General features: G+C 69.4%; 11 protein-coding genes. All 11 read left to right on the top strand.

Features of this window, described 5'->3' with window-relative positions:
- The first annotated feature begins 137 nt into the window (after positions 1-137).
- From ABZ272_RS10595 to purU, 11 genes are read left to right on the top strand one after another with little or no spacing between them, the layout of a single operon-like run.
- Positions 138-1,367: an ATP-grasp domain-containing protein gene (locus ABZ272_RS10595; protein WP_355049658.1), complete on the top strand. Its 1,230-nt coding sequence runs from the start codon at positions 138-140 to the stop codon at positions 1,365-1,367.
- 44 nt (positions 1,368-1,411) lie between these two features.
- On the top strand, positions 1,412-2,665 hold the full coding sequence (locus ABZ272_RS10590; RefSeq protein ID WP_355049657.1) for an ATP-grasp domain-containing protein: 1,254 nt from the start codon (positions 1,412-1,414) through the stop codon (positions 2,663-2,665).
- A gap of 48 nt (positions 2,666-2,713) precedes the next feature.
- Entirely contained in the window at positions 2,714-4,057 is a 1,344-nt protein-coding gene (locus ABZ272_RS10585) for an ATP-grasp domain-containing protein (RefSeq protein ID WP_355049656.1), read from the top strand.
- Positions 4,054-5,310 carry an ATP-grasp domain-containing protein gene (locus ABZ272_RS10580; RefSeq protein ID WP_355049655.1) on the top strand — a complete coding sequence of 419 codons (1,257 nt, stop codon included), beginning with the start codon at positions 4,054-4,056 and terminating at the stop codon, positions 5,308-5,310. Before ABZ272_RS10585 ends, ABZ272_RS10580 begins: the two co-directional genes overlap by 4 nt.
- Entirely contained in the window at positions 5,307-6,305 is a 999-nt protein-coding gene (locus ABZ272_RS10575) for an asparagine synthetase A (RefSeq protein WP_355049654.1), read from the top strand. Before ABZ272_RS10580 ends, ABZ272_RS10575 begins: the two co-directional genes overlap by 4 nt.
- Positions 6,302-7,612 (top strand): glutamate synthase-related protein, encoded by a 1,311-nt coding sequence (locus tag ABZ272_RS10570; protein ID WP_355049653.1) that lies wholly within the window; start codon positions 6,302-6,304, stop codon positions 7,610-7,612. The genes ABZ272_RS10575 and ABZ272_RS10570 overlap by 4 nt, the downstream gene beginning before the upstream one ends.
- The gene (gene purD, locus ABZ272_RS10565) at positions 7,609-8,952 is read left to right on the top strand and encodes a phosphoribosylamine--glycine ligase (protein WP_355049652.1); all 1,344 of its coding nucleotides are present in this window, start codon (positions 7,609-7,611) and stop codon (positions 8,950-8,952) included. Before ABZ272_RS10570 ends, purD begins: the two co-directional genes overlap by 4 nt.
- A 28-nt stretch (positions 8,953-8,980) precedes the next feature.
- Positions 8,981-10,264, top strand: coding sequence for a diaminobutyrate--2-oxoglutarate transaminase (locus tag ABZ272_RS10560; RefSeq protein WP_355049651.1), 1,284 nt, complete (start codon positions 8,981-8,983; stop codon positions 10,262-10,264).
- 43 nt (positions 10,265-10,307) lie between these two features.
- On the top strand, positions 10,308-10,745 hold the full coding sequence (locus ABZ272_RS10555; RefSeq protein WP_355049650.1) for a rhodanese-like domain-containing protein: 438 nt from the start codon (positions 10,308-10,310) through the stop codon (positions 10,743-10,745).
- The gene (locus tag ABZ272_RS10550; RefSeq protein ID WP_355049649.1) at positions 10,742-11,200 is read left to right on the top strand and encodes a cobalamin-dependent protein; all 459 of its coding nucleotides are present in this window, start codon (positions 10,742-10,744) and stop codon (positions 11,198-11,200) included. The genes ABZ272_RS10555 and ABZ272_RS10550 overlap by 4 nt, the downstream gene beginning before the upstream one ends.
- On the top strand, positions 11,197-13,359 hold the full coding sequence (purU, locus tag ABZ272_RS10545) for a formyltetrahydrofolate deformylase (RefSeq protein WP_355049648.1): 2,163 nt from the start codon (positions 11,197-11,199) through the stop codon (positions 13,357-13,359). Before ABZ272_RS10550 ends, purU begins: the two co-directional genes overlap by 4 nt.
- Positions 13,360-13,361: the final 2 nt, after the last annotated feature.

The following is a 13,361-nucleotide window of genomic DNA, read 5'->3' as shown; positions in this document are numbered from 1 at the left end:
GACCCGGTCGTCCAGGCGCCGGCTGTCGCACATGTGCCTGCGTAGTCCGCAGGACAGGTCGCCGCTTCCGCATCTGGCGCGGCGACCTCGCCACCGGACAACCGTAGATCTGCCCGCAACGACGGAAGTGGAAGCCTGTGGAGACGATCCTGATTGTCGGTGGCCGGGTGGAGACCCTGGTCAAGGCCCGAGAGCTCGGCCTGCGGGTGCTGTTCATGCAGCACCGCGACCGGATGCTGCCGGGGCATGTGGAGGCCGCGGACGCGTTGTTCATGGTGGACTACACCGACTGGAACCTGATCCGACCCATCGTGCTCGCGGCGCACGCCTCCTACGGGTTCACCGCGGTCGTCTCGCTCGGTGAACAGGTCATGGAGACCGTGGGCCGGATCAACGACCTGCTGGGACTCGGCGGCACCTCGTACGAGGTGGCCGCGCGGTTCAAGGACAAGTTGGCTATGCGCGCACACCTCGCCGAGAGCTCGGTGGCGACGGTGGCGGCCGAGCAGGTCGACGCCCCGGAGCAGGTGCGCGATTTCGGCCGTCGGCACGGATTTCCGATCGTGCTCAAACCGATCGACAACACCGCCAGCCGGGGCGTCCAGATCATCGAACAGGAGGAGGGCGTGCTGGCGGCCTGGCAGGCGGTCACCGCTCTGCGGACCCGCGACGACCTCATCCTCGGCCAGTTCTTCCCGGTGGGCCGGATGTTGGTCGAGCAATACATCGCCGGACCCGAGTACAGCGTCGAGACCTTCTCCTTCGGCGGCCGGCACTCGGTCGTCGCGATCACCGAAAAGTACACCGACGGTGTGGTCGAGGCCGCGCACGCTCTGCCGGCCCGGCTCACCGACGCCGACGAGACCGCGGTGGTGGCCTACGTCCGTTCCTTCCTCAGCGCCATGGGGCTGCGCGACGGCGTCGCGCACACCGAGATCAAGCTGTCCCCGGGCGGCCCGGTGGTGATCGAGTCGCATGACCGCATCGCCGGCGAACGCATTCCGGACCTGGTTCGGGACGCCTACGAGATCGACCTGGAGCAGTACGCCGTGGCGTCTCCGTTCGGCCTGCTGCCGGAGCTGCCCGACCGGCCAGAACCGCTGCGCGCCGCCGCGACCCGGTTCATCAACGCCGAGCCCGGCATCGTGACCGGCATCGCCGGGACCGAGGACGTCCTCAGCCACCCCGCGCTCATCGAGTTGGACATGTTCGTCAAGGAGGGCGACCGGAGGGTGCCGGTCACCGACAACTTCGAGCGCAGCGGTCAGGTGTTGGCGACCGGCGTGGACACCGCGGCCGCCCTGGAGACCTGCGACCTGCTCGCCGGGAAGATCGCCGTGCTCACCACGCCGGGCGCGTCGGACTGACCCCAACGCATCCGACAGTCCACGTCTAACGAGGAGTACACGCATTGCAGCAGCTGCGCATCGCCTTCGTGGAGAGCAACCTCAGCGGAACCGGCTACGAGGCCATCGAGACCGTCAGACGCCTGGGGCATCACGTCACCTTCGTCACCCGTGACCTCGACTACTACCGACGGGCCGGCGGCGGATTCGACGACTCCCTCATCGACCAGGTCATAACCTGCGACACCGAGAACGCCCGGACGGTCGCCTCGATGGTGGCGCGGTGCGGTGGCGCCCAAGCCCTGCTCACCGTCAGCGAGTGGCACGTGGTGGTGGCAGCCGAGGCGGCCGCGCTACTCGGCCTTGCCGGTGCTGACCCGGACGCGGTACGCGCAGCCCGCGACAAGTCGCGCACCCGCGAGCACTGTGCGGCAGCCGGCGTGCCGATCCCGGCCTACCACCGACTGACACTTCCCGCCGCCTCGGCCGTCGGGTTCCCCCCACCCTGGGTGGTCAAGCCGGTCGACGGGGTGTTGAGCAGCGGGGTCAAGCTGTGCCTGACCGAGGGCGAGGCGCGCAACCACGCGCAGGCGCTCTTCGAGCGGTGCGTACGGCCCAACGAGCGTGGTCAGCGACGTACACCGGTGGTGCTTGTCGAGGAGTATCTCGACGGCCCCGAATTCAGTGTCGAGACGCTGACCTACGGGGGGCGCACCGAGATCGTGGCAATCACCCGGAAGTTGCTCTCACCGCCGCCGTTGTTTCTCGAGGCGGGCCACGTGGTTCCCGCGAACCTGCCCGCATCGACCGCGCGGAGCTGCGCCGACCTGGTGCGGCGGGCACTGGCGGCGATCGGGTACGAGTTCGGCGCGGCACACGTGGAGGTGCGGGTCACCGTTGACGGCCCCAAGCTCATCGAGATCAATTGCCGGCCCGCCGGCGACCGGATCACCCGCCTCGCAGCCCTGGCGACCGGCGTCGATCTGCTGGCCGCGCTGATCGGTATGCACCTCGGACAGGCGCCGAAACTCGATCCAGACCGTGAGTGCGCCGCCGCGATCGTCTTCCTGCCCAGCGGGGAGGGCGTGGTGCAGCAGATCGACGGCGTCACCGCCGCCCGGGCGATGCCCGGGGTGCAGGACGTGGGGCTCTACATCGACCCGGGTGCGGAGCTCGTCGCGGCGGAAAGCAACACCGATCGGATCGGACACGTGATCGCGGTCGCCCCGGAGCCGGACATGGCGCTCGCCCGGGCCCAGGCAGCGGCTGGGAAGGTCCGGGCCACGTTGCGGGCCGACCCTGTGTCGGCGCTGGCCTGAGTGCTCTCGCAATCCCGTACCCACCACCCAATCGATCGTAGGACCGCCATGACCCAGTCGTTCGTGCTGTTGGAAATGATGAACCCGATGCTCCTGGTCGCGCAGGAGGCCAAGCGGCGCGGTATGCGGATCGTGGTGCTCAACCGCGAACCGCTACGCGCCACCGGGCCGTACGCCGTACCCGAGGGCTTTGTCGACGAGCTGATCAGCATGCCGCCCTGGTCGGACACCGCGGCGGTGGAGGCGCACATCCGCGACGTGCACGAGCGGCACGACGTCGGCGGCACGTACGCCGGCTTCGAGCCGACGCTGCCGTACGACGCGATGCTTCGCGAACTCGCCGGCCTGCCACACAACGACCCGGACGAGGTCCGGGGGATGCTGGACAAGCAGGCCGTACGCCAGCGCCTCTACGACGACGGTCTCAGCGGCCTCCGGTCGGCCTCGCTGGCAGAGGCGCTCACCTGGGACGACTGGCGCTTTCCCGGTCGGGCGGTGGTGAAGCCGGCCAACGGCACCGGCAGCGCCCTCTGCTTCGTCGTCTCGTCGGTCGCCGAGCTGCGCGAGGCCGCGGCGACGGCTGGCCGGGTGGCGGTGGCCAACGGGTTGATGCGCGACTACATCGAGGCCAACGGAAGCTTCGTGGTGGAGGGGGAGGCGTGCGGCGAGTTGCTGTCCGTCGAGTCGGTGGTCCACGACGGGCAGGTCCGGTCGATTGGACTGATGGGTCGGTACGTCCTCCGTGACGACCCGGTCGTCGAGATGGGCTTCCAGTTCCCGTACCCGCATCCACGGCTGCCCGACATCTTCGCCAAGGCGGACGAGGTTCACCGCAGCCTGGGCTTCCGGCACGGCGCCACCCAGATGGAGATGATGGTGCCCGACGAGGGGCCGATCGAGCTGATCGACTTCAACCCGCGGTTGGCCGGCACGGCGTCGATCGTTCTGTTCAGCGAGGCGTACGGGACACGGTTCGAGGAGGTGCTCACCGATCTGGGGTGCGGGCGGCATCCGGATCTGTCCTTCCTGAGCGCCTCACCACGGAGCGCGGCGGAGATGATTCTGCTGCCGCCGCCCGACGCGACCCGGTTTGACAGCATCGACTTCGCCCCGGGGACGTTCTGTCACCGGTTGCCCAAGCCCTCCGGCACGCCGCTGTCCGGGCGTGCCGACCAGCTCGACAGTGTCGGCATGTTCGTGATCACCGCGAACACGCCGGTCGAGCTGCACGAGGCCGCGCTGCGCGCGCGTCGGGACACCAAGGTCAACGGCCGGCCCTTGGGCGACAACCAGAACAACGTGCTCGCCTGGTCGCCGTACATCGGCCGGAACCTTCCGGACCGGCGCCCTGAGGCGCTTCAGCCGGCCGGCTGGTGGGAGGCGGCCCGATGAAGACAGCCGTCGTGCTCTCCTTCCGCGCCATGGGCGCGTTCCGCCACGACCTGCTCCGCGATCCGCGCGGCATCCGGATCGTCCTGATCGTCTCCGACCTCGAGTGGGCGACGGTGGACGCCGACCGGCACGCCTACTTCCACCAGGTGCACGTGGTGCCCTGTGCGGCGCCCGACGGTGGATCGTTGCTCAGCTCGGCGGTCGACCCGCAGGCGGCCCGGGCCGCGCTGCGTGAGGTGCTCGCCGAGGCACCCGGCCCGGTCACCCTGCACTGCTTCGACGAACTCAGCATGATCTTTGCCGCCGAGCTACGCGCCGAGTTCGGACTCGGAGGCCCGCTTCCGGCGGACATCGTGCCGTTCCGTGACAAGTGCGTCATGAAGGAACGGCTGATCGCCGCGAATGTTCGGGTGCCGCGCTTCGGGCGCTACCGGGCGGTGGACAGCGATGACCTGGCACGGTACTTCGACCACATCATCGCGCATGTCGGACTGCCCTTCATCCTCAAGCCGATCGACTCCGCCGGCAGCCACGGCGTGTACGTGATATCGACCCTGGCCGAGCTGCGGGCGGCGGATGCGCGTATCGACGCCGACTACGAGTTCGAGGAGCTGATCACCGGCACGATGTACAGCGTCAACCTGGTCTCGCAGGACCGGCGGGTGCTGTTCGGCGGGGTTACCGAATATCTCGTGAACACCCTCGACGTCCGCCGTGGCCAGGTCAACGCGGACATCAACCTCGCCGACGACGATCCACGGGTGGCGCGGATGGTCCGGTTCGCCACCCAGGCCATGGCCGCTCTCGGCTGGCCCGACGGCGCCTCCCACCTGGAGCTCTTTCACACCGAGGCAGACGAACTCATCTTTCTCGAGGTGGGTGCCCGGTTCAAGGGTCTCGCCGGGCTCGCCGCCATGCAGCGCAACTACGGCATCGCCCTCGTCAACCTCGCCCTGCAGGTGGAGGCCGGCGTGGCCAGCGAGCCGTACCCCGACGAGCAGATCTACTGCTTCGACGCGGTGATCCCCAAGCGGTCCGGGGTGGTTGACCAACTGCACGGGCCGCCGCTGGTCAGCAACATCGAGATCACCTGGAAGGTCAAGCCCGGGGACCTCGTCGACGAGACGGACTCCCTCTTCGCGGCCGGCGGAACGATCCTCGTGTCCAACAAGGACTATGACGTGCTCTACCAGGACTTCTATCGGCTCGCCGGATACCAACCCATCACCTATCGATCGGAGCGCAGCCGATGACGACTTCGGTCCTGGCCAGTGACTCGCCCGCGCCCCCACGGGTGCGCCTGCGCTCCCCGCAGCTGCGCGCGACCCTGCGCATCCAGCAGCGGATCCTCATGGCGGTGCGGGAGCTGCTAGCCGCCGACGGATTCGTCGAGCTGATGCCGCCCACCATCGGGCCGGTGACCGACCCGGGGGCGCGCGGCGCGAAGCAGGTCGACATCGACTACTACGGTCACCGCTACAAGCTGATGACCAGCGGGATCCTGTACAAGCAGGCTTCTCTTCTGGCCTTCGACAAGATCTTCAACATCGCGCCGAACGTCCGGCTCGAACCGCTGGAGACCGCCACCACCCATCGGCATCTGGCGGAGTTCCACCAGATCGACATCGAAATGGCCGGAGCGAGCCGGACCGAGGCCATGCGCGTGGCCGAGCGGCTGATCCAGGCGGCGGTCGCCGCGGTCATCGAGCATCACGGTAACGACCTCGAAACCCTGGACCGCGATCCGGCGGCCCTGGGGCCGATCGTGGCTGGACCGTTCGAGCTGCTGACGCACCGCGCCGCGGTGACCTCCCTACACCAGTTGGGGCACGAGCAGCAGGGCGGCAGTGAGCTCGACTGGGTCGGCGAGGAACTGCTGTCGCGCGAGTACCGGCAGGCGTTCTTCGTGGTGGACTACCCGAAGGGTTCCCGCGGGTTCTACGACCGGGAGAGCCGTACCGAACCGGGGGTGCTACGCAACTTCGACCTCATCCTGCCGGACGGGTACGGCGAGGTGGCGAGTGGCGGTGAGCGCGAGTTCGATTACGCCCGGCTGGTCATGCGGATGCGGGAGACGGCCGAGAACCCCGCCAAGTACCGCTGGTACCTCGACGTCGCCCGGGAAGGGCTGCCGCCGAGCGCCGGCTTTGGTATCGGCCTGGAGCGGCTCACCCGGTTCGTGGCGGGACTTCCGGCCGTCTGGCAGGCGAGTGCCTTCCCGAAGATTCCCGGGGTGGTCTCGCCGTGACCAGGCTGGAGGCGCCCGGATTCGCCGATGCGCAGGCTCGGGACCGCGCACGGCGGGGCGCCGCCGCGGTCTTCCCCGACCCGGGAGCCTACGGCAGGACGGTGTTCGGCGAGGACCGCGCCGCGCCGGTCGGCGACGGTATCGACCAACTGCGGCTGGTGCCGCCGGTGTTCGTGCCCCAACGGCTGGAGCGGCTGCTGGAGTTGGGCGAGGAGCCCAGGCCCGAGGATGTCCTGCTGAGCACGGTGGTAGGCGGGCTGGTCGCCCCGTATCCGTTGTACGTCAGCGCGTTCGGCTCCACCGACGTGTCCGCCACCGGAGCGGGCGTGAGCCTCAGCCGGCAGGCCGGTGAACTCGGTATTCCTCTGGTCATCGGGGAGAACGTCGTACCGGTCAGCGGGTATGGCCGGCTCGGCCAACAGGAGCGGGGTGCGCTCCTGGGCCGGATCGAGGCGTACCTGAAGACAGGCGAGAGCGGCGGCGGCGTGGTGGTCCAGCAGTCCACTCAGGACGCCGATGCGGAGGTGTGGAACACCGTCTACAGCGACCCGACGGCGAGCAGGCTGCTTGAGCAGGGCCGGCTGGCGTTCGAGCTCAAGGTCGGGCAGGGGGCGAAGCCCGGCCTGGGCGGGCAGACTCTGCTCCGTCGCGATCAGGCCGCGGCGATGGCCGACCGTTTCACCATCGCCGACCTGTACGACCGACAGACCGACGCGGTGCTGCGCAGCGGCACCCCCGGCACGTTCACCCGTGAAATCCTCGGTCAGCAGGTACGCCTGATGCGCAACAACTACCCACGCTGCCGAGTCTGGGTGAAGCTGCCGCCGGCGCGTGACGTCGGTGAAGCGGCGGAGACATGCTGGGCGGCCGGGGCGGACGCGGTGACCGTCGACGGTGCCGAGGGCGGCACAGGCTGGGCACCGACCGTCTTCCTCCAGCACGTGGGCCTGTCACTGGCGGACTGCCTGGGCCAGGTCGACGCCCGGGGACGGAGTCTGCTCGCGTCCGGCCGGATCACCGACGGGGCTCGTGCCGCCAAATGCCTGGCGCTGGGGGCCCGGGCGGTGGGCCTGGGTCGCGCTGCGTTGATCGCGGTCGACGAGGACCCCGACCACGGGCTGATCCGGCTGGTCGAGGCGCTGGCGCTGGAGCTGCGGTTGATCGCGAGCGCGCTCGGCAGGTACGACATCTCCCACCTCGACCGGACGGACCTGTGGCCGCAGCCCGCGCACGCTCCGGCGGACCGTGCCCCGGCCGCGCCGGAACACAAAGGCGCATCAATGGAAAGTGCGGAGGTCGGCCAATGACCGCAGCAGGGCGGAAGACCCGTGTTCTCGTCGTGGACGGCACCGGGCGCGGACACGCCATCTGTGACCTGTTCACCCGAACCGATCCCGACGTGATCGTGTACTACGGACCCGGATGCGACGTGATCAAGCACGACCGGATCCGCCCGGCGGCTGGCGTGACGCTCGACAACCCCCGCACGGCGCTGGAGTTCCTCCGGGCCAACCCGATGGACCTCGTCTTCGTGTCGAACATCGACGCCCTTTCGCGCGGATACGTCGACGTGCTGCGCTGCTTCGGTTATCCGGTGATCGGCCCGACCCAGGCCGCCGCCGCCCTGGAGTCGAGCAAGGCCACGGGCAAGCGGTTCTGCGCCCAACACGGCATCCCGACCGCCAGATTCCGTACCTTCAGCGACCCGGCCGCCTCGCTGGCCTACATCCGGTCCCAGCCGTACTCCTGCGTCGTGAAGGCCGATGGGCTGACGCTCAACGGCGACGGCGCCGTCGTCTGCGAGACCACCGCCGAGGCGGAGGCCGCCGTCCGGCGCTTCGCCGAGGAACTGGGGGATGCCTTCCGGGTGGTGGTGGAAGAGCGCTTGTACGGCCAGGAGATCTCCGTGTTCGCGCTGCTCGATGGCAGCTCCTACGTCCTGCTCCCGACCGCTCTGGACTACAAGCGGACCTTCGATGGCGATCGGGGCGGCAACTGCGACGGGATGGGGTCGATCGCGCCGCACCCGGAGGAGGACGAGACGCTCCGGGCGGCCGTTCGCCACCAGTTGCTCGACCCGCTGATGCGGGGCCTGAGTGCGGAGGGCCTGGACTTCACGGGCTTCGTGTATCTCGGGGCCATGATCACCCCAGCCGGACTGCGGCTCATCGAGATCAATGCCCGGTTCGGCGACTCCGAGGCCGAGGTCGTGCTGCCCGGAATCACCACCTCGTTCGTCGAGCTGTGCCGGGCGGTCCTGGACCGGCGGCTCGGCCAGCACCGGGTCGATGTCGACAGGCTGCACCGATGCTCCGTCGCGCTCACTCAGGGCGGCCTTGATCCGGCCGACCCGGCCGCGCCGCCCGGCTGGCCAATCGGGGAATTCGTCACCGGGCAACCGGTGACCGGCCTCGCTGCCGCTGAGGCCTCGCCGCAGGCCCAACTGTTCTACGGCCACCTCGCGCTCGGCGCGGACCGTGATCCGGTCACCGCGGGTGGCCGGGTTCTGCATGTCGTCGGTAGCGGGGAGACCTTGAACGAGGCGCGCGACGCCGCCTACCGCGCGGCCGAACACGTGCAATTTCCCGGCTGCCGGTACCGCCGCGACATCGGTGCCGTCCGGTCACTCACGGCGGCCGACCACTGATCCGACCGTTACGAGCGGAGCCTTCCAGATGAGCTTCACCAATGACCAGGGGGCCGGCGAGTCACAGGTCCGGAGTTACTCCCGGTCCTTCCCCACCGTCTTCACCACGTCGAAGGGCGACCTCCTTCGGGATCACGACGGCGTCTCGTACATCGACTTCCTGTCCGGAGCCGGCAGCCTCAACTACGGGCACAACCCGGAACCGGTCAAGCGACAGCTGATCGAGTACCTCGAACGCGACGGGCTTACCCACGGACTCGACCTGACCACCTCAGCCAAGCTCGACTTCCTCCACGCGTTCCAAAGCCACGTGCTGCGCCCCCGAGGGCTGGACTATCGGGTGCAGTTCTGCAGCCCGTCCGGTACCAACGCGGTCGAGGCCGCCCTCAAGCTGGCCCGCCTGGTGACCGGTCGCACCAACGTGATCGCGTTCAGCGGCGCCTTCCACGGTGTCAGCGCCGGCTCGCTCGCGGCCACCGCCTCGGACTACTACCGCGCGGGGTTGCACGGCACGCTCACTGGAACGACGCACCTGCCGTACCCGGACTCGCCGCTCGGCGGCTACGACACCCTGGACCTGCTGCGCCGGATGGTCGAGGACCCGAACGCCGGTACGCCGAAGCCGGCTGCGGTGCTGCTCGAGACGGTTCAGGGCGAGGGCGGCGTCTACCTCGCCCCGCCCGAGTTTCTCCGCGGGCTGCGAGAACTCTGCGACCGGCACCAGATCCTTCTGATCGTCGACGACATCCAGGCCGGTTGCGGCCGGACCGGCCGGTTCTTCTCCTTCGAGCGAGCCGGCATCGTGCCGGACCTGGTCACGCTCTCGAAGTCGATCAGCGGCTACGGCCTTCCGATGGCGATAGTGCTGATCAAGCCAGAGTACGACGTGTGGCGTCCCGGTCAGCACAACGGAACCTTTCGCGGTCACCAACTCGCGTTCGTCGCCGCCGCCGCGGTGCTCGACGAGTTCTGGGCGGATGGGCCGGACGGCGTGTTCGCCGCCGCCGTCCGTGCGAAGGGACGTGAGCTCGCCCGCCGGATCGGCTGCTCACCGGCGATGGACGCCGGTGCGCGACTGCGCGGGGTTGGCCTGATCTGGGGACTCGACCTGTCCGCGGTACGGGACGTATCCGCCGGCAAGATCTCGAACATGTGCTTCGACCGAGGCCTCATCGTCGAGACCTGCGGCCGCAACGGTGAGGTGATCAAGATTCTGCCCCCGCTGACCATCTCCGAAGAACACCTTGCCCAAGGGTTGGACGTCCTTCTCACCGTGCTGCGCCTGGCGATTGAGGACGCACCCACCCCCTGAGCCCGGCGTTCGCGGAAACCCAATCAGCAGAAGGGGCAAAATCATGATCGACGAGGCAACACCGGTCGCGTCGCCTCAGCACGCGTCCCGCGTCCTTGGGGTCCCGCCCGCCCGGCACGCCGAAGCGCGGGATTACTTCCAACACCGGCTGCAGTGCGAGACCGATCCGTACGACGTGTACCACGACCTCGAGGCCGGAGTCGCCAGCCTGGTCGTGCTGGACGTCCGGCGACCCGCGGCGTACGCCGCCGGGCACGTCCCGGGCGCCCGCAATATTCCGCATCAGGACATGACGCCCGAGACGCTGGACCTGCTGGACCCGGCGGCGGTGTACGTCACCTACGGCTGGGGACCCGGCTGCAACGGCGGGGTCCGCGCCGGTGCGCACCTGGCCGCGCACGGCCTACTGGTCAAGGAGATGATGGGTGGACTGGAGTATTGGGAGCGCCAGGGTTACCCGGTCGAGCGGAGCGCGGCATGATGCCGCGGCGGTCGTCCGGTCACTGCCGGGTCCTGTTGTCTAGTGTGTCGTCGGACTCGCACACCTGGAATCTCGTCTACCTGCAGTTGCTGCTGGAAGAGGCGGGACACCAGGTGACCAACCTCGGTGCCTGCGTGCCGGACGACCTGCTGGTCGAGACAGCCGCCCGGTGGCGGCCGAGCGTGATCGTCATCAGCTCGGTCAATGGTCACGGTCACCTCGATGGCGCCCGCCTGATCGGCCGGGTTCGCGCCGACGCCCGCATCCGGCACATCCCGGCGGTGATCGGCGGCAAGCTGGGCATCGCGGGGGACGACCGGCCCTACGTCGAGCGGCTCGCGGCAGCCGGCTTCGACCTGGTCTTTCCACAGGGATCGGACGTGACGGAGCTGCCCGGCCTGGTGGAGGCATTGTCGGTCCAGACCGGCGACCGCGAGTCCGCGAGGGCGGCGTGACCACTTCGGCCGCTGCGACCGGAGACCTGGCGGCCCACGTGCGTGCGGCAGGACGGCTCGTGGTGCAGCCCCGCATGGGCATGAGCGATCCGGCGGACATGTCGGCCGGGCTGCGGGCGGTTGCGGCCACCGGTCTCAGCGCGGTGGCCACCATCACGGTGGACAGCTACACCCGTGTGGGCGACGAGCGGGCGGCCCGGGCCGCGCTACGCGGCGGAGCCCCCTTGAACGGCTTCCCGTTGGTCGCCCACGGGCCCGCGGTCACCGCGCGGGTCGCGGCGTCGGCCGGTGCGCTACCCGTGCAGGTCCGGCACGGATCGGCCGCACCGGAGCGGATCTTCCACACCCTGGTGGAGGCGGGTCTGTCGGCCAGCGAAGGCGGGCCGGTGTCCTACTGTCTGCCGTACGGGCGCACCCCGCTGGCCGAGTCCGTCGCCAGGTGGCGCGACGCGTCGCGGCAGCTGCACGAGGAATGTGCCGCCCGGGGCCGACGCGCCCACCTGGAGACTTTCGGCGGCTGCCTGCTGGGCCAGCTCTGTCCTCCGTCACTGCTGGTGGCGATGAGCGTGCTCGAAGGCATCTTCTTCGTGCAGCAGGGCATCCGGAGCATCTCACTGAGCTATACCCAGCAGACCAATCCGGTGCAGGATATCGAGGCGCTGGCCGCACTGCGCACCCTCGCCGGTGACCTGCTGCCCGCCGATGTGGACTGGCACGTGGTGCTCTACGCGTACATGGGCGTCTTCCCCGCCACCGAGGCCGGCGCCGCGCTCCTCACCGGCCGAGGCGCGGAGATCGCGGTGCTCGGCGGAGCCGAGCGGCTCATCGTCAAGACCACCGTGGAAGCGCACCGGCTTCCCACCGTGGCCGAGAACGTGTCTGCCCTGCGCGCTGCCGCGCGGACGGCGGCGGCCGGCCGCGACCGTGGGCTGCCGGACCCCGGCCAGGTGGGGTATGGCGAGGTGCTCGCCGAGGCGTCCGCGCTGGTACACGCCGTGCTGCAAATCTCCGACGATGTTGGTTCGGCCCTGCGGGCCGCGTTCGCCGCCGGCCTGCTCGACGTGCCGTACTGCCTGCACCAGGACAACGCCGGCCGCACCCAGGCGGCGATCGGCCCGGACGGCCGGCTCGGCTGGTCCGACCGGGGCAAACTGCCGTTGCCACCGTCGACCCGGGTCGTGCCGGGCCGGGTCACCGCCCACCAACTTCTGACGATGCTGCGGTACACCGCCGAGAAGAGCGACCGACTCGCCGCCACCCGTCCGGCCAGTACAGAAGCAAGGAGTCTCGCCATGCCCGAACCGGTCCAGCCCGACTACGTCCTGACGCTTGCCTGCGACGACCGGCGCGGGATCGTCAGGGAGGTCACCGGGTTTCTGGCCGACCAGCGGCTGAGCATCTCGGAGAGTCAGCAGTTCGCCGACGCCGCGGCGAACCGATTCTTCATGCGGGTGCAGGCGCGGGGTGAGCCCGGGCCGCCTGATGTCGAGCGGATCCGTAAGGAGTTCGAGCCGGTCGCCGAGAGCTTCCGCATGCAGTGGCAGCTACACGACCTCTCCGTCCCACACCGGGTGCTCGTGATGGTCTCCAGGTACGGTCACTGCTTGAACGACCTGCTGTTCCGGGCTCACACCGGCGCCCTGCCGGTGGAGGTGTCCGCGGTGGTATCCAACCACGTCGACTTGGCGGACATCGCCCGGTGGCACGGCGTGCCCTTCCACCACGTGCCGGTCACCGCCGAGGGCAGGACGGACGCCGAGGCGGAATTGGTCAGGCTGATCGACACGTACTCGGCGGACACCCTCGTGCTCGCCCGCTACATGCAGATTCTCTCGCCCCAGTTGTGCCGTCGGTTGGCGGGGCGGGTGATTAACATTCATCACAGCCTGTTGCCGAGCTTCAAGGGCGCGAGCCCCTACCGCAGAGCACACGAGCGCGGAGTCAAGGTCATCGGTGCGACGGCTCACTACGTCACGGCCGATCTCGACGAGGGACCGATCATCGAGCAGGACTTCGCCCGGGCCGACCACCGGTTCACGCCGGAAAAACTGGCCGCGCTGAACCACGATCTGGAGGCCAGGGCACTGGCGCGGGCGGTCAAGTGGCACGCCGAGCGCCGGGTCATCCTCTGCGGGCAGCGCACAGTCGTGTTCTCGTGAGC

Origin of the sequence: Micromonospora sp. NPDC005979, assembly GCF_040614415.1 — a bacterium.
GTDB lineage: Bacteria > Actinomycetota > Actinomycetes > Mycobacteriales > Micromonosporaceae > Micromonospora.
This window is presented reverse-complemented; position numbering and strand designations above follow the sequence as displayed.